Source organism: Brevibacillus sp. NPDC003359, assembly GCF_042878995.1.
In the GTDB taxonomy this organism is placed as follows: domain Bacteria; phylum Bacillota; class Bacilli; order Brevibacillales; family Brevibacillaceae; genus Brevibacillus.
Genome location: NZ_JBIAOR010000020.1, coordinates 22,850 through 44,238, shown reverse-complemented (window position 1 = coordinate 44,238; position 21,389 = coordinate 22,850). Strand labels below are relative to the sequence as shown.

Annotated in this window: 20 protein-coding genes; 15 read left to right on the top strand and 5 right to left on the bottom strand. The window is 47.1% G+C overall.

Translation table 11 applies throughout. From position 1 onward, the window contains the following. Positions 1-32 precede the first annotated feature (32 nt). The 5 genes from ACFYU8_RS28330 (at position 33) to ACFYU8_RS28310 (ending at position 5,301) form a co-directional block, all read left to right on the top strand. Positions 33-506 carry an MgtC/SapB family protein gene (locus tag ACFYU8_RS28330; RefSeq protein ID WP_390306055.1) on the top strand — a complete coding sequence of 158 codons (474 nt, stop codon included), beginning with the start codon at positions 33-35 and terminating at the stop codon, positions 504-506. A 377-nt stretch (positions 507-883) separates the two neighbouring features. Next, positions 884-2,995: a sensor histidine kinase gene (locus tag ACFYU8_RS28325; protein WP_390306058.1), complete on the top strand. Its 2,112-nt coding sequence runs from the start codon at positions 884-886 to the stop codon at positions 2,993-2,995. Then, on the top strand, positions 2,980-3,591 hold the full coding sequence (locus ACFYU8_RS28320) for a response regulator (protein WP_390306060.1): 612 nt from the start codon (positions 2,980-2,982) through the stop codon (positions 3,589-3,591). Before ACFYU8_RS28325 ends, ACFYU8_RS28320 begins: the two co-directional genes overlap by 16 nt. Positions 3,592-3,675: 84 nt before the next feature. Next, complete coding sequence (locus ACFYU8_RS28315) at positions 3,676-4,101, top strand: hypothetical protein (RefSeq protein ID WP_390306061.1); 426 nt, start codon at positions 3,676-3,678, stop codon at positions 4,099-4,101. Between the two features lie 87 nt (positions 4,102-4,188). Beyond that, complete coding sequence (locus ACFYU8_RS28310) at positions 4,189-5,301, top strand: aminopeptidase (RefSeq protein ID WP_390306063.1); 1,113 nt, start codon at positions 4,189-4,191, stop codon at positions 5,299-5,301. Between the two features lie 25 nt (positions 5,302-5,326). Here the strand turns inward: ACFYU8_RS28310 and ACFYU8_RS28305 are convergent, their stop codons facing one another. Next, complete coding sequence (locus ACFYU8_RS28305; RefSeq protein WP_390306065.1) at positions 5,327-5,755, bottom strand: DMT family transporter; 429 nt, start codon at positions 5,753-5,755, stop codon at positions 5,327-5,329. Positions 5,756-5,778: 23 nt separating this feature from the next. After that, the gene (locus ACFYU8_RS28300; RefSeq protein ID WP_390306067.1) at positions 5,779-6,477 is read right to left on the bottom strand and encodes a cyclic nucleotide-binding domain-containing protein; all 699 of its coding nucleotides are present in this window, start codon (positions 6,475-6,477) and stop codon (positions 5,779-5,781) included. Positions 6,478-6,667: 190 nt separating this feature from the next. On the opposite strand from ACFYU8_RS28300, the gene ACFYU8_RS28295 reads away from it, so the two are divergent. Next, entirely contained in the window at positions 6,668-7,552 is an 885-nt protein-coding gene (locus ACFYU8_RS28295; RefSeq protein WP_390306069.1) for an NAD(P)-dependent oxidoreductase, read from the top strand. Positions 7,553-7,570: 18 nt separating this feature from the next. Here the strand turns inward: ACFYU8_RS28295 and ACFYU8_RS28290 are convergent, their stop codons facing one another. Further along, complete coding sequence (locus ACFYU8_RS28290) at positions 7,571-8,665, bottom strand: AI-2E family transporter (RefSeq protein ID WP_390306071.1); 1,095 nt, start codon at positions 8,663-8,665, stop codon at positions 7,571-7,573. A gap of 203 nt (positions 8,666-8,868) precedes the next feature. Here ACFYU8_RS28290 and ACFYU8_RS28285 point away from each other — a divergent pair, with 203 nt between their 5' ends. Continuing rightward, positions 8,869-11,784, top strand: coding sequence for a WG repeat-containing protein (locus ACFYU8_RS28285; protein WP_390306073.1), 2,916 nt, complete (start codon positions 8,869-8,871; stop codon positions 11,782-11,784). Between the two features lie 50 nt (positions 11,785-11,834). Here ACFYU8_RS28285 and ACFYU8_RS28280 read toward each other — a convergent pair whose 3' ends face one another. Then, entirely contained in the window at positions 11,835-12,017 is a 183-nt protein-coding gene (locus tag ACFYU8_RS28280) for a hypothetical protein (protein ID WP_390306075.1), read from the bottom strand. A gap of 37 nt (positions 12,018-12,054) precedes the next feature. Here ACFYU8_RS28280 and ACFYU8_RS28275 point away from each other — a divergent pair, with 37 nt between their 5' ends. Beyond that, positions 12,055-12,555 (top strand): GNAT family N-acetyltransferase, encoded by a 501-nt coding sequence (locus ACFYU8_RS28275; protein ID WP_390306077.1) that lies wholly within the window; start codon positions 12,055-12,057, stop codon positions 12,553-12,555. 57 nt (positions 12,556-12,612) lie between these two features. Further along, the gene (locus tag ACFYU8_RS28270; RefSeq protein ID WP_390306079.1) at positions 12,613-14,232 is read left to right on the top strand and encodes a peptide ABC transporter substrate-binding protein; all 1,620 of its coding nucleotides are present in this window, start codon (positions 12,613-12,615) and stop codon (positions 14,230-14,232) included. Positions 14,233-14,301: 69 nt separating this feature from the next. Here the strand turns inward: ACFYU8_RS28270 and ACFYU8_RS28265 are convergent, their stop codons facing one another. After that, positions 14,302-14,820 carry an acyl-CoA thioesterase gene (locus ACFYU8_RS28265; RefSeq protein ID WP_390306081.1) on the bottom strand — a complete coding sequence of 173 codons (519 nt, stop codon included), beginning with the start codon at positions 14,818-14,820 and terminating at the stop codon, positions 14,302-14,304. Positions 14,821-14,991: 171 nt separating this feature from the next. Here ACFYU8_RS28265 and ACFYU8_RS28260 point away from each other — a divergent pair, with 171 nt between their 5' ends. The 6 genes from ACFYU8_RS28260 to ACFYU8_RS28235 all read left to right on the top strand — a co-directional run bounded on the left by ACFYU8_RS28260 (position 14,992) and on the right by ACFYU8_RS28235 (position 21,363). Next, entirely contained in the window at positions 14,992-15,201 is a 210-nt protein-coding gene (locus ACFYU8_RS28260) for a hypothetical protein (protein WP_390306083.1), read from the top strand. A gap of 372 nt (positions 15,202-15,573) precedes the next feature. After that, the gene (locus tag ACFYU8_RS28255) at positions 15,574-16,518 is read left to right on the top strand and encodes a GNAT family N-acetyltransferase (protein ID WP_390306085.1); all 945 of its coding nucleotides are present in this window, start codon (positions 15,574-15,576) and stop codon (positions 16,516-16,518) included. A gap of 234 nt (positions 16,519-16,752) precedes the next feature. Next, complete coding sequence (gene spoIIP / locus ACFYU8_RS28250; RefSeq protein WP_390306087.1) at positions 16,753-18,510, top strand: stage II sporulation protein P; 1,758 nt, start codon at positions 16,753-16,755, stop codon at positions 18,508-18,510. 84 nt (positions 18,511-18,594) lie between these two features. After that, the gene (locus ACFYU8_RS28245) at positions 18,595-19,461 is read left to right on the top strand and encodes a pentapeptide repeat-containing protein (RefSeq protein WP_390306089.1); all 867 of its coding nucleotides are present in this window, start codon (positions 18,595-18,597) and stop codon (positions 19,459-19,461) included. Between the two features lie 572 nt (positions 19,462-20,033). After that, a complete protein-coding gene (locus ACFYU8_RS28240; RefSeq protein ID WP_390306091.1) occupies positions 20,034-20,618 on the top strand; it encodes a sigma-70 family RNA polymerase sigma factor in 585 nt (194 codons plus the stop codon). After that, positions 20,608-21,363 carry a hypothetical protein gene (locus ACFYU8_RS28235; RefSeq protein WP_390306093.1) on the top strand — a complete coding sequence of 252 codons (756 nt, stop codon included), beginning with the start codon at positions 20,608-20,610 and terminating at the stop codon, positions 21,361-21,363. Before ACFYU8_RS28240 ends, ACFYU8_RS28235 begins: the two co-directional genes overlap by 11 nt. The last annotated feature ends 26 nt before the right edge of the window (positions 21,364-21,389 follow it).

The following is a 21,389-nucleotide window of genomic DNA, read 5'->3' as shown; positions in this document are numbered from 1 at the left end:
CATGTCTCTATCGCTATAAGAAGGTGACTAGGATGGAGACTCTACAATGGTTGTATGTGCAGTATGACTTGGAAATGTATGTGCGGGTAGTGGTGAGCGCGATTCTCGGTTTGTTCATAGGGTGGGATCGCTCACACAGAAACAAGCCTGCCGGGCTGAAAACGTATATGTATGTGTCCGTAGCCTGCACGCTCATCACACTTGTGTCCATTTACAGCACAAAGCTATACAGTTCGCCTGGCAACGGAACGATGATGGACCCGATGCGCTTGGCTGCTCAGATTGTCACAGGTCTTGGTTTTTTGGGAGCAGGCGTCATCTTGAAGGACGGCTTGAAAGTAAAAGGATTGACCTCCGCAGCCATGATCTTTTTCGCTGGAGGAATTGGCATAGGGATCGGAGCCGGATTTTACGGCATCGTGATATTCTCGGTCATCATCGCCTTTGTACTCGCCAGGATCAGTCAGCGTGTGGAAGATGTCCAGCACAAGCGGTTAGGAAAGTGAATCATAGAGAAGCGGTGCATTAGCATCGCTTTTTTGTGTATGAAATGGGACTGTTGTGGGGGGAAGAAGCTTTTCGTTCATTCGTTTGAAAGCGGTTCTAAGATGTTTTAATCGAATTGAATTGACTTTCAGAAGCTTCCCTGCGTTAACTAGCAAAACGCTTTAAACGCACGAAAGAATCCACAGCTGTACGGAAGCACTGTCACATGTTTGGAAGGAGACCGCCCGAACGAAGAGAGGATATAGGCGACTGGAAAACATGTGGCAGGGCTTCTCCCGACCACAACAGCTAGGATGACATCAACTTAGGGGTTTTGATTAATTCGATTCCATAATATGCTAGCGTTAGAATATTTCAAATAGGATGAGTGGCCTAAATGAGGAAGTGGTCTGCAAGTTTATGCAATCTTATCGTTATCATGGTGATCGGAATGCTCGCCTTGACGCCATTCGCTTATGCCATGGAACAACCACCCCAAGCCAAACAAGGCGTGCTGGATTTGCGTGGTGTGCATTGGGAAGACGGTGATACGATATGGCTGGATGGGGAATGGAGTTTTTACTGGCGGCAGCTATTGACCCCAGGTACTTTTCAATCGCATGTTTCCGTACGAGAGTTCATGCAAGTACCTTCATCGTGGAAGCAGGGGGCTGGTGATCGAACGGATATATCCAATCAGGGATACGCCACTTACCGACTGCTCATACAACTGGATGAGCAAAAGTCAGGAAGGCCCTTCGAACTCTATATGCCCAGCGTCGCAACGGCCTACAAGCTGTGGATAAATGGCAAGGTTATGGCCGAAAACGGTGTAGTCGGTGAGGATTTGGCGGGGATGATCCCGAAAAATTATCCGAAGGTCGTCGTGTTTCAGCCGGATCAACCGCAAGTGGAGCTCGTTATTCACGTCTCTAATTTTGTCCAGCGAAAAGGCGGCCTGTGGGAAGCCATTGAGTTGGGGGATGCTGAGCAAATCATGCGGAAGCGTGAAGCCAACATTATTTACGCAGGCATGATTGCTGCATCCTTGTTAGTCATGGGCATCTATCATTTCGGTTTGTATATGACACGCAAAAGAGAGAGTTCGACTCTCTATTTTTGTGGAGTTAGCATAGCAGTCGCCGTCCGCATTATCTTTTTGGGGGAGACAATGGCTGTTAGCTTGTTTCCACAAATCCCATGGGAGCTGGTGGTCAAGCTGGAGTACATGTCTTCTCTCTTCACGCTGATCATGCTCGCTTGTTTTGTCCATTCGCAGTATCGGGCATTATTCAATCGTTTCATTCTGAGAGCTTGCGTCTGGACAGGGCTTCTCTTGATTCTCTTCGTGTTCGTTACCCCTGCTAGAATCTATACCGAATGGCTTTACGTAGGGGAAGCGTATTTGTTGCTTAGCTATAGCTACATGCTATTCGTTTATGGACGAGCCATCCTACAAAAACAGCCAGGGTCTGTCTTAAATGGAATCGGTCTGCTCGTATTTTTTGCCGCAGTTGTCAATGAAGTGTTGTTTTACGCACATCTGTCTCCGTTTGAAAATGCAATTCCGTTCGGCTTGCTTGTTTTTTTACTCACCCAAATGATGAATTTGTCCATGGTATTCGCCCGTTCCTTTGCTCATGTCGAGCAGCTTTCCGAAGAGCTTGCACAAACAAATGAATGGTTGGAGCAAAAAGTACTGCAACGGACACAGGCACTCGCGGACAAGAATCAGGAGCTGCAAAGGATGGAGGAGTCACGGCGCATGCTGCTCTCCAATATTTCGCATGAACTGGGGACGCCGCTAACGTCGATTCAAGGGTTCATCAAGGCGATGATTGACGGTGTGGTCAAGCCGCATGATCCGAAATACTTGGGGATCATCTACGAAAAAACCATCTATTTGCATCGTATCATCACGGATTTGTTTGAGTTGTCCAAGATGGAGTCGCGTCAGCTTCGCTTTCATTTTCAGCCATTGTCACTGGTTGGATTTTTCCGTGGCTTGTACGAGAAGCATTTACTCGATATGCAGGAGAAACAGCTGCAATTTGTGTGGGAAGCACAGGCGGAGCCAGAAGCAGTGGGCAAGCTTTTGCTGGTGGCTGACCCGATTCGTCTGGAGCAGGTCATGAGCAATTTGCTCGTAAATGCACAAGCGTATACGCCACCGGGCGGGGTAATCAAGCTACAGGTGGAGTGGGAAATGGCTCTGGATGGGACAGGCGAAGCTACGATCAAGGTAATCGACACAGGGGCCGGGATACAGGCGGAGGCGCTTCCTTTTGTGTTTGATCGATTTTATCGGGGGAGTGAATCCAGAAAACTGCGGACGGCAGGAGTAGGGCTAGGTCTGGCCATCTCCAAAGAAATTATCGATAATCATCACGGGAAAATCGGCGTACAAAGTAATAAGGGAGAGGGGAGCCTCTTCTGGTTTTCGCTTCCAATCCGTTGGGAGGAAGAGAGTGACGAGAGAGGAGAGAGGGTGAAATGGGCAACGAGGTAGTCCTGTTGGTAGAAGATGATGAGAGTATTCGCGAATTGGTCAGGCTTTATTTGCAGGCGAGTGGTTTTCAGGTGCGAGAGGCAGAGGATACGAGGCAAGCGCAGGCCATGGTGCTAAGTGAACAGCCGGATATGGTCCTTCTGGACATTTTGCTGCCGGATGGATCGGGTCTAGAACTTTGTCAGACATGGAGGCAGAGTGGAATTCATGTGCCTGTCTTGTTTTTGAGCTGCAAAAATGACACGGAGGATATGATCGCAGGCCTTGATCTTGGTGGTGATGATTATATGACCAAGCCCTTTGATCCCAATCTGTTGATTTCACGGGTGAAAGCGCATTTGCGCAGGAGGAGCATCCAAGGAGAGAACAGCAAAGCTATGTTGCCTCCAAAAGGACTGATTGAGCCCTTGACCAAACGAGAGCTAGAGATGCTGCACATGATTAAAGCAGGGTATACGAATCAGGAAATTGCCCTGCATTATCAAATATCGATTGGTACTGTCAAAGGATACAATAACCAATTGTACAGCAAGCTCGGGGCCAAAAACCGGACGCATGCCATCATGCTTGCAACTCAGCTCGGCTTTTTTAGGTGAGCCCTAACTTTGGTTGGATCCTCTTTCTCCTCGATTTTGCTAGTATGGAGGCAAAACCATTCAAGAGGAAGAGGAAGAGAGTCCATGCTTGCTCAAATATGGAGTTCGGTGTACGTATATTTGATGATGCTTGCCTTGACGCCATTTGGATTGGTGGGGATCCCCCAAGGAATCGGTATCCTGAAAGGGAATATCGGTATTGGCATGATCTTTTATGTGGTGTTATTCGTGAATCCCTTTTTGTATCGCCTTTATTTATTTCAAGTCAAAAAACGTCTGGAGAAGAAAGGACTTGAATGGAGAAGGCGAGACCAGAGAATAAGGGGAATTATCTGGTTGCTCGGATCTCATTTTCTCGTATATGAAATGCTCTATTTTTCTCTTCCCCAGATGTATACCAGCACGCAGTCCTCGCCTTCCTTTGTCTTGATGGCTCTTTCTGCGGTGGCTTTCCTATTTTTGGCAGCCAGTACAAGCTATGTCACGTACAAGTACAGTCCCACGCCGTAAAGGTCACGATGTTTCCGATGATATTCCTCTGACAAACGCGCGTTATGCTGGAAGGGCAATGAAAATCTGGAAGGGATGCGTGCGCGGATGAGAGATGCAAGACTAGGAAAAATAGCAGACAACTTAATTTCGTACAGCCTGAATGTGCAAGCCAAACAGCATATTATGATCATGGTCGTGGATGAAGGAGAACAGCTGGCAATGGAATTGGTGAAGCGACTGTATGCGAAGGGAGCTTATCCCCACTTGCGCTTTGTACGGCCAAAGGTCCAGCGGGAATGGTTGAAAGGACTAACGGAAGAGCAGCTTGCCCAGACCGTTCAGTGGGAAAAGGACATGTGGTTTGGCATGCAAGGCTATATTGGAATTCATGGCGAGACGAATGACAGTGAGATGAAGGATGTTCCGCAGGAGAAATACCGTCTGTATGCAGAAGCGTATGATTCCATTTTTCATTATGTCGACAATCAGGTTACGGGACTGCGCATTAACTACCCGACCTCGGCCCTTGCTCAAAAGGCCAACATGACGACAGAAGCGTTTGAGGATTTTTATTTCAACGTATGTTCACTCGATTATCGGAAAATGGCTGAAGCGTGCCAGCCGTTGTACGACCTCATGGACAAAACGGATAAGGTGCGCATCAGTGGACCGGGGACAGACCTGACGTTTTCGATCAAAGGGATTGGGACGCGGACAGCCGTAGGCAAACGAAACATGCCCGATGGCGAAGTGTATACATCGCCAGTGCGCGACTCGATTCACGGGACGATCAGCTACAATACGCTCAGCAACTTCAAAGGCACGACGTTTGAAAATGTCCGGTTTACTTTTCGGGAAGGAAAGATTGTCGAGGCGTTTGCTAACCATACGGACAAGCTAATGGAAATATTGGACACGGACGAAGGCGCACGCTACATCGGTGAATTCGCCATTGCGTTTAATCCGTACATTTTGCACCCGATGGGAGATACCTTGTTTGATGAAAAAATCGCTGGCAGCTTCCATCTCACACCGGGTCGTGCCTATGAACAGGCGGATAACGGCAACCGCAGCGCGATTCACTGGGACCTGATCTGCATTCAACGTCCGGAATACGGTGGCGGCGAAATCTGGTTTGACGATGTACTCATTCGAAAAGACGGAAGGTTTGTGCATGAGGCGCTACTGGGGCTGAATCCGGAGCAATTGATCCTGTAGGGGAGGGCGATGATGCCCTCCTTCTTTATTTGAATTTGAAAACTACTACGCCTGCGATCATGATGCCGATTCCGATGATCTTGTTCAAGGTGAGTGGAACCTTTTGCACACCGAACAGGCCGAGAGAATCGATAAGGAGAGCGACGAGCAATTGTGAGATGAGCAGAATCGATACTGCATAGGCAGGGCCGATGGCAGTAATGCCTTTCATGACACTAAAAACGATGATCGCCCCGAAAACGCCTCCGAGCAAATACACCTTGTTCACTTCGCCGATGCTTTTCCAATCGCCATCACGAACGGCGAGAAAGATCGAAAACGATACGAGAAAGCCCACGGCGTGAACAATCGCATTGGTTTGCCACAGTCCGAGCTTTGTACTGGCTTGCGCATTGAACACGCTTTGTAGACAAATAAAAACGCCAGCGAGTAACGAAAAGAGAATGCCTTGCACAATATGACCTCCTATATGGTTGATTACTCATAGATGTTTCCGCTCGCAAGCTCACTGATTTTTTCTCGATCTTTGATAATCAGTGCGCTTTTTTTGCGTTCAATCACAGATGCTCCACAAAGATTGCGGATGACTCGGTTCAAATGTCGGTAGCTGGTACCCAACAGCTCGGCAACCTCCGTCAGCTTCGCCGTCTTTAGCTCCTCGGAAGAAGTCGACCCTGTATCGCTGGACAACGTAGAGAGCAAATAGCTGGCAAAGCGATTTTCAACGGGATACAGCAGGTTCAGGCTGGTAGAGTTCGATGATGTATGCAGCTTGTGACTGATTTTCTGAAGAATGAATTGCAAAAATGGCGGGTGGTTCTGATAGCGCTCCTGCAATACCTTGAAGGGGAGACTGACCACGAGACTGCGATGGACAAACTCAACCGTATTGCGGACCTCGCATTGAGTGACATACTCTACGTCTCCGATAATCGCGAGTGGATTGTTAAAGCGCAGCAACAAAGATTTTCCGTTAGGAAGCGTCGTGAAAATTTTGATTTTTCCCTTCAAGATGAAGTACATGTGGTGAAGCTGATCGCCCTTCGAACAGAGGATGTCGCCCTTCTCAGCCTGATACAGGCGCATTTCATGGAGGGTAGCGGCATCAAAAATAGTGGGCAAGGGACTATTTTGCACCAGCGTATGCAAAAGTGTATGGTCGTGAAGTTCTTTCATCTATCAAGCCTCCTGCTAGTTTGCTTGCAGGCTATACCTTCTATAGTAAAAGGCATTTGCGCGCGAAAAAAAAGGACATATGTCCTTTATCCCATTTAAACACAAAAGACGCGAAGCAGGAATATTCGGATAGATTCGAGAAGTACAATTGTCGAGATAATAGAAAGAGAGAAACGAAGGAGTGGTTCACATGACTTTGACTGTAAGTGAAAGAATAATTGGATTTGTAGGAACGGGTGTCATGGGGAAAAGCATGGCCAACCATTTTCTGCAAGCAGGATATACAGTGCTGGCGTACACGCGCACTAAGGAAAAAGCAGCAGATTTGCTGGCAGCAGGTGCTATCTGGAAGGAACATGTCAGTGAGCTGGCAAAAGAGGCAAACGTCATCATCACAATGGTCGGCTACCCATCTGATGTCGAGGAAGTGTATCTCGGCGCGGACGGAATTGTGGCGAATGCGAAGCCGGGCACTTATTTGATCGATATGACGACATCGAAGCCGTCGTTGGCCAAACAAATTTATGAGGAAGCTAAAAAGCACGGGCTGCATTCCCTGGATGCCCCTGTCTCCGGTGGAGATGTGGGGGCACGGGAAGCGCGACTGACCATCATGGTTGGTGGCGATCAGGAAGTATTTGATGCGATGGAGCCTGTGTTTACGATCATGGGGACAAACGTCGTCTTGCAGGGGGGACCAGGTGCAGGTCAGCATACCAAAATGTGCAACCAAATTTGTATTGCCACGAACATGATCGGTGTGTGTGAAGCGATCGCGTATGCGAAAAAAGCAGGTCTGGACCCGGAGAAAGTGCTGACGAGTATTGGAGCGGGTGCCGCAGGCAGCTGGTCGCTGTCGAATCTGGCGCCGCGCATGATCGCAGGCAACTTCGCACCTGGCTTTTACGTGAAACACTTTATCAAGGACATGGGAATCGCATTGGAAGCAGCAGAGGAAATGGGGCTGATGACACCAGGACTCGCGCTCTCCAAATCGCTCTATGAAGAACTGGCAGCAAACGGCGAGGCAGATAGCGGTACACAAGCTTTGATCAAATGGTTTGAAGACAAGTAAAGGAAAAAGGAGCCCTATTCATGAGGGCTCCTTCTCTATGGTGTTCATCCGTTGCGTGTTGACTTGTACATCTCGTACATCTTTTGAAACGGATTTATTTTTGGACGGGGGTTGTTCCATTTTCTTCACTTCTAGGATGTCCAGCAAGAAAACAAAGGACGGAATCCCGACAATCAGTCCCCATACACCAAAGAAATGCTCGGAAAAGATCAGAACAACAAACGTGTAGAAAATCGGTAAGTGAGTCTTCGTTGCCATTAAGCGAGGATTCAACACATATGCCTCAAGCGCATGAATCAACATGATGAAAACGAGCAAATAAACAACGGTTGCGATACCACCGACGCTAAAAGCGATGGCACTGAGTGGAATCAATGAAATGGCGACACCTGCAACCGGAATGAGCCCCAGTATGAAGACCATGATCGCGAGTCCCAATAGATTCGGAAAGCCCATGATCCATAGACCGATGACGGTGAAAGTCGTATTGAATAAGGCGATCAACAGCTGTGTTTCGATTACTTTACCAAAGGTCAGGATGAATTTTTGGCTGAAGTAGGCGATTTCGTTGTACAGCCAGGATAATTTGCTCGTGCGAAATTGAGCGGTAAACGTGACGACATTGTCTTTGCCTAGCAGGAAAAACAGACTCAGAATAATCGCCAGAAAGACATTGAACCCAACGTTTCTGACCACTGCGAGAAAATCAAGACTGCCTTGAACAATGCCCTTCATATCTAGTTTCCCAACAACAGACATAAGATAAGGGGCAAACTCATTGTGCTGATTTTGGTGGTACACTTGCTCGATGACATGGAACAATTGTCCGGTTTGATGAATAAGCGCCGGAATGGCTTTCATCCCACCCACTACGAGAAAGAACGTCAGCAAAATATAGAGGAAAATAAGAATCAGCTTGGGATGGATCGGCACGACTTTGTGTGTGAGACGTGTGAGATATTGATGCAGCCGATTCATTAAATAGGTAACTAAAAAGGTTAGCAAAACCATGTTCAGCATACTTCCCAAGGAGTAAAGCAACAAACAAAACAACGCCAAAATCCCAAATCGTCTTACATCCGGCTTTTGCAAGGCGGCAGCAAAGAAATTCATGGGAACATCCTTTCCAAGTGCTCTTATAAGCACTCCCATCCGTATACGATGATTATACTGCGTCGGTGTGAACAATTATAGCACGCTTAAAAGCGAGTGGAGGGAAAGAAAAGGTTCCAGTTGTTTGAAAAAGTGTAACGAAACTATTTCACCCTACGAAGCGTCAAAGGAAGGGAAATGTTTCCAAGGGAGGCTAATCACAAATGAAAATAAAAACGAAAACCATCAGTCTGGTTACCGCTGTCATACTCGGGGCAAGTGCTTTGACTACTTCTGTCCATGCTGCTGCGTTTTCCCAGATTCAGCCGTATATAACAGACTACAAGATCGGTTTTACGGACGGTAACAAGCTGGTCACTCAGGCCATTTATGATGATTTTGAGCTATCTTCCAAAGACATGATCGTAACAAAGGGCGGTAAAAAAGGAATTCTCGACGCACGAACTGGGAAAGAAATAACCCCTGCGATTTGGGACAACATTGACATCCCCGATTCCAAAAATATCGCGATTGTTCAAAAAGGCGGCTGGTTCCAATATATCGATTTAAAAACGCACAAGCTGTCGACCATGAAGTTTGCTGGAGCGCATCCGTATTATTTGGCCCCAGAGCAAGGGACGGCGATTATGTTGCTGGGAAAATCATCGATGCTGGTTCATACAGATGGAAAGGTCCTGATTCCGCCATTTGCGGGCAAGCTGTCGATGGTGCAACTAGTTGCTCCTGATCAGACGGAAAATAAAGAGGCAGAAAAAGTGCGTTATTTCGTCGCGACTACTCCAAAAGAGCTCATCATGTACGATCCTGCTTCCGGCAAAAAGCTGTTCGCGCTGGCAAAAGCAGAATTGATTCCGAACGAAGGCGGTTCTGACACTGCGTATCTCAAGGTACGATCCGGTGGAAAAGAAGGCTTGATTGATCGCAATGGCAAGTACGTACTCGAGCCCAAATACAACGCGATTTACATTTGGAATAATGGATACTTTCAGGTGATTGGGCCAAAAGGACAAGGGCTGTGGAAAGACGGACGGATGCTGGCAGAGCCCATTTACAAAGAAGTCGGGTTCGAGCATAACAATCGGGATGTGTATTACACGGTTTCTGGAGATGTCATCACGTATCATTCCAGGTCCAAAGGTACGTCACATCCATTGAAAAAAGGTGCCGAGTTTTTGCATGGTAGCTATGTGCTGGGACAGGACCCGAAAACGAATCTGTACGGCGTCCTCCAAGTCGGGGGAGAGACGGTCATCCCCTTTGCGTATCCGAAGGCAGAAGGTCCGCCAGCGGCGCGCTTGCTCGTCCGTAGCGACGGAAAAAAAGCGATCCTCCCTGGCTGGGGAAAAGAAGTCAAGGAGCCTGATTTCTGGTTCGACTCGTCTGTGACATTGGGCAGCTACAGCATGCTTAGCATCAAAGACGGAAACAAGATCGGGCTTTATTCTGAAGATGAAGGCCTGGTTCTGTCTCCTGTTGAGAATCGAATCATTCGCCACGAGGAAGTAACGGGTGAGGTGCTGGTGACGGAGCCGGATGGAAAGGTGCTGCGATACAGCATCGGAGGGAAAGAAATAGAAGCTGTCAATCCAAATCCGTTGTCCGATGATTTGACGACCATGTATCAGCCGGGAAAAGGCGTTATGATCGTGGACCGCAAGACGAACCAACCAATCAGCAAGCTCTACCAATCTGTCTACACGGAATCCGATACCAATCTCATCGTTGCAATGGATCACGATTGGGCGGATCTTTATACCCCTGAGGGCAAGCTGTTGACGACGGAGATCAAAGTAGCGGTGTGGAAGTCAGGCAACGACGGACCGCCTCTCACCTTGATCAAAGTTGCTGACTCCGTATACACCATGGGTGTAAGAGCGGGGGATGTTGGAATGGCGATGATCAAGGCCGATGGCGGGCAACTTCAGGTCGTGAGCGATTTTGTGTATCGGGATGCAAACGATACGGTGGTACAAAATCAAAAGATCGTGGTGACAGCACGATTGGACGGCACACTGGATGTATGGGCGCAAGAAGGGAACCAGCTCGCAAACAAGATCACTAGCGTGAAAGGTTTACACACGGAATCTTATTTTGATCGGGTATTGATTCAGTCAAGTACAGGATGGGATGTCTATTCACCGCAGTTGCTCCGCCTAAGCACGGGCGATTATCAGTCCATGAAGTATTTGCCCTTACCGGCTCTCAAGACGGGTGCCATTGCCTACCAGGATAAGAAGACAGGATTGTACGGCCTTATGTCGCTGGAAGGAAAGGTTCTGACAGCGGCCAAATATGAGGCGATTTTGTCAACAAATAAAGTATTTTCACAAGTGTGGTGGAGTAAGGCAGACGAACAGATACCTTATGTATTCACAACCAAAGACCAGTTCGGTTATCTCAGTCAAAGTGGGCAAGAGCTGTTTGCGACCCGATTCCTGACGAAAAAACCAGTGGTCTCCTATAGTCCGATTACATTCCAATCGTTTTCGGCCTACTCGAATATGATGCGACAACGCCCGCTTGAGCTGATCGATTTCGGCAAGCCGTATAGCTGGCCAGCAGGTGGAGACAGCGAGGGCAAGCTTTTTGCCAATCTGGCGCTCTATTTGAATATGCCGAAGGATGCAGGCAAGCAAGCGGTATTCGCTGAACTGGTGTCCAAGGGAATCATCAAGAACGATGAGAAACGCACTGTTATGAGCGACGAAGATATGTTCCGAGTGGCTTATTTCATGGCGACAGGCAAAACAAGTCAAGCGATGACGCCGCCGCAGGTAATGGAATGGGCACAGAAGCGGGGAATTGTGCCGGTGCGAGAGGGAATGAGCTACTACATGACGATGGATTTGTACGCGGAGTATCAGCACATCCTGATGACAGAGCTCATGCGTTCCCTGAAAGGAAAGAAAGTGCTCAAGCCAAAGGTGTTAACGACGGCTACACTCAGTGACGCACAACAGCAAATGCTCACAACAGCACTGATCGTGAACGGCAAGCCAGCCAATCAACTGCCAGTGCCGCTCCCGCAAGCCGAGTGGCAGAAAGCCATTCAAGTCTTGGTCAACCAGTACAACAAGCAAGCGGCTCAATTGCTTGCGGCCTATGAAGCGAAGCTGTGAGCAGATAAATGTACAGGCGCGGGTGATCATCCTGCGCCTTTTTTGTGCTATTAAAAAAACGGCCAATATTTTACAATTAACATATAGAAGGCAGCGTGAACGAAAGCCGTGACCGCCAAGGAGACAATGAATGAGACAAACGAAATCTGATCGAGCTTGTAAGCGACCAGGAAAAATATCGTAAAGGCAATGAAGGCGATAAACGTACCTTCTTCTAAATAAGCGACAGCCATAATTAATCTACCTCGATTCAAGAAAGGATGCTTTCGAATGATGATTGGTATCGAAAAATTAAGCATACATGATGCAGAGAGTTTGTTCCAATTTGAATCGCGCAATCGAGCCTTTTTCGAAAAATCAGTTCCCAGCCGGGGAGACGCTTACTACCAATATGACCATTTTTTACGTGGTCTGCAAGCCTTACTCGACGAGCAGGCACAAGGAATCTCGTTTTTTGGCCTCATAAAAAACAGCCAAGGTGACATCTTGGGCAGAATGAATTTGGTAGACATCGAGAAAGACGAAGGAATCGGACATCTTGGCTATCGAGTCGGGGAGGATACAGCTGGTAAAGGCGTGGCTTCACAAGCACTCACTCTCTTTTTAGCGGAGCACGTTCCCCAATTGGCTGTCAAAATCGTCTGTGCCAAAACAACAGCGGATAACATCTCCTCGCAAAAAGTGTTGTTGAAAAATGGATTCGAACCCTATGACATGGAGCCGGAACCAAAGGATGACTTTCTTCACTATCGTCTGAACGTTGTAGAATAAGTGATAATTTGGTATCTTGTGGAAAGTTTGTTAGAAAAAAGAAAAAGGGGAATCGAGATGAAACGTCAAGGCAAAATGATTGCAAATATGCTAGTGGCAACAGGGATGCTGGCTTCATCCGTAGGATATGCTTCGGCGAACGAAGTAAAAGCCCAAGAAGTGAGCACTACACCTGCTCATAAGGTTTTGCGGTTGAACCTGATTGATCAGCCAGGTCAATTGGACCCCGCGATGGCTGAGGATGAAGCGATGTTTTCTGTGATGCACACGATGTTTGATGGGTTGGTCCGCTTAGGCCCGGATGGAAAAGTTCAGCCATCAATCGCCCAGAAAATAGACGTATCTGATGATTTGAAAACATATACGTTTCATTTGCGCGAGGCGAAGTGGAGCAATGGTGATCCAGTCACTGCCCACGATTTCGAATACGCTTGGAAGCGTGCAATAGACCCGGAAACAGATAGTATGTATTCCTATTTGCTCTATTCCATCAAAAACGCCGCGCAAGCCAACATAGGCGAGATGAAGCTGGATGAGGTAGGAGTAAAAGCCATCGATGCCAAGACATTGCGCGTAGAGTTGGAGCAGCCTACACCACATTTTACAGAGCTAACGGCCGCACCGATTTTTTATCCGGTGAACAAAAAGCTCGATGAGAAAAAACCAGGTTGGTTCAGAGAAGCTGCGACACATGTCGGGAACGGACCTTTCAAATTAGTTTCCACAGATAAAGAGAAAATCACGGTGGTCAAAAACGACCTGTACTGGGATAAAGCGGCTGTGAAGCTGGACAAGCTGGAATTTACCGTCATTCAAGATGAGAATACACAGCTGTATATGTTCGATCATGACGAGTCTGACTGGGCAGGCGCTCCTTTTGGTTTTTTGCCAATCGAAGCGTTGCCAGCATTGGAGTACGAGGAAATATTGCAAACCAGACCAATAGCTGGTGTTTACTGGTACGGGTTCAACACCGAGCAGGCCCCGTTTACCAACGCAAAAATTCGCAAGGCGTTTGCTTACGCGATCAATCGTCAGGCAATCGATGATGCGCTGGAGAATGGTGTACAAATACCGGCTACAGGTGCCTTGCCCCCGATGATGACGCTGAAAAAGGAAGGCTACTTCAAGGACAATGATCAGGAAACGGCGAAAAAGCTGCTTGCTGAAGGCATGAAGGAATTAGGCATTACGAAGCTCCCGCCCATCACACTTTCCTTTAATATTTCTGAGAATCATCGTCTGGCAGCGGAAACCATTCAAAAGCAGTGGAAGCAAACACTCGGCGTAGACGTAACGCTCAATGAGAGAGTGTGGAAAGTGTACCTGGAAGAAAGGAACACCGGAGACTATCAGATCGGACGGATGGGTTGGATTAGTGATTTCAATTATGATCCTGTCAGCTTCCTGGAGCTGTTTAAGGACAAGGATGGGTTCACCAACAACACCGGATGGGAAAACAAGAAGTACCAAGAACTCTTGAATCAATCCGCGACCGAAAAAGATCCTGAGAAGCGCAAGCAACTGTTGGCGCAAGCAGAAGCGATCCTCATGGAGGATATGCCTGTCGCTCCGATTTACTATATTGCTGATCAGTGGGTGCAAAATGAAAAGCTCAAAAATGTCGTGATTGATAGCATCGGTGTCGTCGATTACAAGTGGGCGTCCAAAGAGTAAGATAGAAACAGCAAAAAGTCCCCAGCCTGTAAAAGGTAAGGGGACTTTTTGGCGTTATATGGTGTCCAATCATGGTTCCCACGGGCGTCTCGTTCCGAGCATATCCGCGAGATGCTTATTGTCCTTGCGACGAACTTTCCGTTTCTCCGCTCGCTTTTCAGCACCATCATGCAAGAATTTTTCCTCTTCTGTTTCTGGAACGACCTTGGGCACGGGGGTAGGCCGCCCATCCTCGCCAATCGCGACAAACGTGAGAAAGGAAGTGGCACAGACGGTTCGAATGCCCGTTAGCAAATCCTCCGCGACAATTTTGACAAAAACCTCCATCGACGTGTTGTGCGTCCATGTGACGAACGCTTCGAGCGCAACCTCGTTGTCCACTCGGATTGGCTGCAAAAAGTCGACGGAATCAGTAGAAGCTGTCACGACTGGTCCCCGTGCATGTTTCATGGCAGAGATCGCAGCAACATCGTCGATATGCGCCATCAGCCTGCCGCCGAACAGCGTATTGTGATTGTTCGTATCCGGGGGCAGCACATGGCTTGCTTTGAACGTGCGCGACTCCCGAACAAAACGTTGAATCGTCATAAAGGTAGCTCCCTTCTTTCTTGCAATCGGATTATGAATGATGACAATCTTCTCTCCTTTTCATTGTTCCACAATAAAATCGATCTATTCTTGTGCAGAGGACTAAGGCTGCGAATTTTATCAAAGGCTATGGACGGAATGCATGCGGTATGCCTGAGGAGGTTTTTCGGTTTGGGGGACTATGTGCAGTATTTCAATAATCTTATCGCCACGATCAATGACATTCCGAACAAGCTGATTAGCGTTCTATCTATTATTCATGCACCTATTCAGCATTTGACGAATGTATTGATCGTCACAAACATCCTGCTGGGTCTACTCGTTGTGACCTCCATCGCCAATGTGTATATGCTTTGGAGAAACGGCAAAAAGGGACGCTGACAATGTTGCCACAAATGTCTTTTGCAGCTATACTGGTGAAGCTGGATAATAATGTAACGGTTGCTGCTACGACCGTCTCTATATCGAAATTGTATGCACAGAAAACAGCGGAAAGGAGGGTATCCACATGAAAAAAAGATCATTAATGTCTTTGTCAAAAGGAATTGGATACTCCACCGCTGTTTTCTTTGATCTGGCTAAATCACGGGAGAAGTATGTCCAAAAACGGATATAGCGACCATCCTTTGATGTAGTGGGATTCATCAGGATACAGTGGAAAAACGCCACAGGTCGCTTCCTGTGGTTTTCTTTTTAGGGCACCGCAGGATTTCCTGTGGTGTTTTTTTATTTCGAAAAAGGGAGATGGATGGTATGCAAGGAAACGGAGAGAACATTTACGTAAGACTGGTACAGGAATCGGATGCACAGAGCCTTTTGGAGCTTGAGGTGAGAAACCGATATTTCTTTCAAAGCTTCACAGGGACCAGAGAAGATTCGTTTTACACGCTGGAAGGCCAAATCGAGAGGATCAAAAGCTCGATAGCATTAAAAGAAGAAGACAGAGGGTACGTCTTTGTCATTGCGAAAAAAGGACAGGATGAAATCATTGGGGAAGTCATCCTTTCAGAGGTCGTAAGAGACATTCTGCAAAGTTGCTGGATCGGTTACTTTCTCGATCAAGAGCATAATGGAAAAGGTTATATGACCGAAGCTGTAAAGCTCGTCGTTGCCTATGCATTCGAAACATTAGGTCTTCACCGTTTGGAAGCAGGGGTGATGCCGCATAATATAGGCTCGATCAAAGTGCTGTTGAAAGCTGGTTTTCACAAGGAAGGGATTGCCAAGAAAAACGTGAAAATTAATGGTCGGTGGGAGGATCATCAAACACTGGCGATCGTGAAAGAAGAACAAATCGACCAGGTGAAGCCCAAGGTCCAGCGTAAAAATCCGAGCACCGTTGCTCCGCCTATGGGACCCTATACACATTTGACAGTCGTTCCAAAAGGGGCCGATTTGCTCGTACTTTCTGGACAAGTAGGGATGGACATTCATGGAGAGTTGCCAGTAGATATGAAAGAACAAGTAGAAAACACGCTACAGAACATCCTGCGCAATTTTAAAAGTGAGTCAGTAACTGCCGACCATATCATCAAAATCAATATATGGGCAACGGAGCAAATGGATTGGAAGCATTTTAATCAGGTGTGGGAGAAGTTTCACGGAGGAACACCGCCGGCGATGACAATGTCTTACGTCCCAGCATTGGCAGTCCCTTCGCTCAAAGTGGAGATAGAAGCTTGGGCAGCAAAATGGTAAGAAGGAAATAGAGTAGAAAGTAAAAGGGTGAAGCTTGTCGCTTCATCCTTTTTTTCTGTAACTTTTTTCTATTAAAAACGTCACTATTTTCAGGAGATAGATTGATCGTGAAGCTATTGTTGTTTTGAGAGCAAAAGATGTCAAAACATGAAGGAATATGCGGACGAATCGAGAAGTTCTTTCTATTAGTTGGATTTTCCAAAAATACGAAATAAACAGAGGGGAACGAGGAACTTGCTTTTACGAGTAAATGTCAGCTTGCTAGCTGTTTTCTTCCTGATTTTGCTGATGCCTCTGTCCATTGCGCAAGCGGCCACCCATGTAGAAGTGGCGGTCGATCAGTTAAATATTCGAAGCGAGCCAGGTACAACTACCCAGATCGTCGCAACACTCAAAAAAGCCACGCGGTTGCCCATCACCAAACAGCAAAAAGATTGGACCCAGATAAAGCTGCCGAACGGCAATACAGGATGGGTCAATAATAAGTATGTGAAGATGTTAGAAGTTCCACAGATCAAATATGTCAAAAGCAATGTGGACATGCTGAATGTTCGGGCAGAACCCGATGCCACTTCACAAATTTTGCAGATCATCGACAAAAACGGTGTGTTTTTGCAAATGAGAAAGCAAGGGGAATGGGCACAAATTAAGCTGTCTGATCAAAAAAACGGCTGGGTGAAATCCAGTTACTTAACGGAGACATCAGCACCAGCACCAAAACCAGCCCCGGTACCAGCGCCTACTCCGGTACCAGTGCCAACACCAATCCCAGACCCGACAACAATTCCAGCACCGCCCCCTCCTGTACTCCCATCCAATACGGGAAGTGAATTCGGACAAGGGACAATCGTATTAAATGAAGGCTATGAAGTTTATGCACAGCCAGATATTCTTGGTACCGCCATTGGTCAAATCCACGGCGGGATGACAATCAATCATTACGGATATGCAAATGGTTGGTACACCATTAACTTTAACGGGACCTATGCCTATATCTTCAAACCAATGGAACAGACTGGGGCAGTTCAGCCACCGCCGAGTCCACCACCGGGGGCACCAGCGACTTTGCCAGCAACAACGCCTCCCCCTGTACAAGAACTACAGGTTCGCGTGAAAAATCCTGATTCTAACATCCGCAACGGTCCCTCAACCGATCATGCAATCATCGGAACCGTTCAGCCCGGACAAGTCTTCCCGGTTGTGCAAACAGTAGGAGACTGGTACATCATCAGACTGGCAGACAATTCGACCGCCTATATCGCGGGGTGGATCGTAGAGAAGATTCAACCAGCTGGTACTTTGCCACCGACAGGAGCAACGTACGAATACAACAGCGGGATGATTGGAAACGAGAAAGTGTATATCTATCACACCCATAACCGTGAGTCTTGGCGAAATGTTGCACGGAACCAACAAGGGAGCTCCGTAGATGATCCTGAGATCAACATCACGCTTGTGGGGAAAAGGCTTGGCGAGCTGTTGCAAGCAAGAGGCATTTCAGCTATGGCGAGTCAGGACGATTTCGCGCAAAAATTGAGGGAACAAAATAAAAGCTACTCGATGTCTTATTCCGAGTCGTACAAGGCGGTAGCGGCAGCGGCAGCAACCAGTCCGCACTTGCAGTACATTTTCGATATTCATCGGGACAGTGATGAGCCACGCAGCAAGGTAGCCATTACGATCAATGGCAAAACATATTCCCGCATGCTATTTGTAATCGGAACGGCGAATCCGAACCATTTGGCGAACAAAAAGCTGGCAGAAGAACTGAATGCCCGTCTCGAAGCCTCATATCCCGGTTTGTCGCGGGGGATTATCCTGAAAGGTTCCAGTCAAGGGAACGGCGTGTATAATCAGTCCATTTCCGAGGGAGCCTTGCTTTTGGAATTCGGTGGTACGAACAATACCTTGGAAGAAGGCTATAATACAGCAGAAGCCTTTGCCGAAGTCTTCGGGAATTATCTGATCGAATCTCAAATCGCATTCAAATAAACGGTCAATACCGCTTATTTAAAAGTAGCACGATTCTTTTCGCCACGCGCGAGAGAATCGTGTTTTTTTCCAGGAGGCTAATTTATGGCTACACATCAAGAACACATACAATCTACTGACGATAAAAGTCGCGGTCATCTTCACGGTGACTGTGAAAGCTGCTTTGGCTTGTGCTGTGTGGCATTGCCTTTTGCGGCTTCCTCTGACTTTGCCATCAATAAAGACGCAGGCAAGCCCTGTAGTAACTTACAGGCAGACTTCCGGTGTGGTGTTCACACAAAGCTGAGGAAGATCGGCTTTCGCGGTTGTACTGTCTACGATTGTTTTGGAGCTGGTCAAAAGGTGTCTCAAGTCACTTATGGTGGCCAAGATTGGCGTATAGTACCCGGATCAGCGAAGCAAATGTATGAAGTATTTCCGATCATGTGGCAGCTTCATGAGCTGCTCTGGTATATAACGGAGGCCTTGACCAAACAAGCTGCCGAGTCCCTCCATCCTGCATTGAAGGAAGCGTTGGAAGAAACACAGCGCCTGACTGATCACAGTCCTGAGGACATCCTGAAGTTGGACATCGCTTTTCATCGAGCAAAAGTTAACGAACTATTATTGCAGACAAGTGAACTGGTACGTAAGGACGCGGTTGCTAAGTACAAAGGGGGTAAGCAAGGAAAAACCTATGGCCGAGGAGCTGATCTCATCGGTGCTAAGCTCAAAGGCGCTGATTTACGAAGAGCCCATTTGCGCGGAGCTTATTTGATTGCTGCTGATCTGAGAGGCGCAGATTTGCGGGGAGCGGACCTGATTGGTGCAGATTTTCGCGATGCAGATGTGAGCGGAGCGAACTTGACGGAGACGTTGTTTCTTACCCAAGTTCAGCTCAACGCTGCGAAGGGCGATGCCAGCACCAAGCTGCCACCTTCGTTTACGCGTCCACCGCACTGGGCCAAATAAATGACGCAAGAGCAGGATGTCATTCGTTGACAGCCTGCTTTTTTTGCTAGTGAATGGACTCAGAATCGTCCAAAAAACTGAACCGTCGATTTTATGAGCCAAACAATAATGACGATGGATACATACTCAAAAATCATGTTTCGCCAAGGGAGTCTTTCTTTTGAAAAGAAGTATCTGCAAAGCATGAAAAAAAACAGCGCGCTTGCAATTTCCATGAACTCAGACATGCGATTCCCTCCAAGACCAGTCGCATTTTTTACGAGTGTGGATTCGAATGTAGACCGATTATTTCTATGGTTTCGACTACCGCTACCCTTCTTGGACCTTCCATAAAATATCCGATCACACCAAGCTCCGTTCTTTTTGTGTGGACCTCTTTACGCATATGGGGGAATAGAATCCACAGGGGGGTGCCTCCTTATTTCTTCATAGGGTATCCACACGTCATTTCCTCCGATCTTTGAAAAATGTTGTTAATACAATTTAACTTTCTCCGTATTAACTATCGTGAGGCCCACAAACAAGACAAATTGCGCAATTTGTTTATACCATTTAGAAGGGAGGGGAAGTAGTTGGAGATTGCACAACTGAACACAGGTCTCTGCCAAAATGAAGAAAACGATAGGCACGCAGAAAGCATGTCGACCGAAACGTTTGCTCAAATTTACGGTGCTTATTATAAGCGCGTCTACAAATATATTTGCTATCGGATCAACAATCACTACGCAGCGGAAGAAATATGCAGCCATGTGTTTGAAATGGTGATATCAAAATACAGCAGCTTCTCATCGGATAAATCAAACTTTGAAGTATGGTTGTTTGCGATCGCCAGAAATGCAGTGACAGATTACTTCCGCTCACAGAAGAAAAGAATCAACTTTTCATTGGATTCGATTCTGAATTTGGTCTTGCCGAAGTCCTCCCCGGAGGATATCGTGATCCGCGACGATAATCATCAAGCCTTATTTCAAGCACTGGCGAAGCTGAGTGACAAGGAGCGCAATATCATCGCCATGAAATATGCGGCTGGTCTTAAAAACGCAGAAATCGCAGAACTTCTTGGTGTCAGTGGTTCAAATATTGGCGTTGTGCTCTACAGATGCTTGAAAAAGCTGCAGATGGAATTGCAAAAAGGGGGCTTCCGTTATGAAGAGTAAGCATGATCTAGACGATTTTCGTGAACTCACCGACTTGCTTACTGATCTGGAGCTGGATGACACCACTCCAAAAGCCAACATATACAATCGGCTGAAATTCAAATTGGAATCAGGAAACATACAACCCAATACTAGCAAAAAGGACGGGATCTATATGAAAACGAATAAATGGAAAGCTGCCACAGTTAGTGCTGTTGCTGTTGTTTGCCTTTTAGGTGCATTCTCGACTACATCGTTTGCCCAAGGAATGCTCCAGACGATCTTGGCACGCTTTCAAGTCGGGAACATGGAAATTACCCAATATGATAAAGAGCTGCCTGCTACACAGTCCAATACCCAAGAAATCGAGATACCTATAGAACGCAAGGCCCCCCCACAGATGACATTGGAAGAAGCACGCGCAGCCAGTAAAATGGACTTTCCCGCACCGACATGGTTGTCAGAGCATTATTCCTATAAAAACACGGTCGTTCAAGGCAAGGGTATGGTAGAAATTCAGTATGAAAAAGAGAAAGAGTTTATTTCCTTGTTGATTTCAAACGGTGGCGAAAACGGCATCAGCACGACAGAGGGTGTCAAGATCGAAACCATTGGCGGGAAAAAGGTATATTTCGCCAACGGAATCGTGATTTGGGAGCATGAAGGATTCACGTACGAGTTGTACCAGATGGCAGAGAAGAGCTTTGATGCTGCGACCATCAGCAACATCATCGATTCCTTGTCAACGAAATCCGTCAAAAAATAAGCGGTTGTTACTTCACCACGTACCCA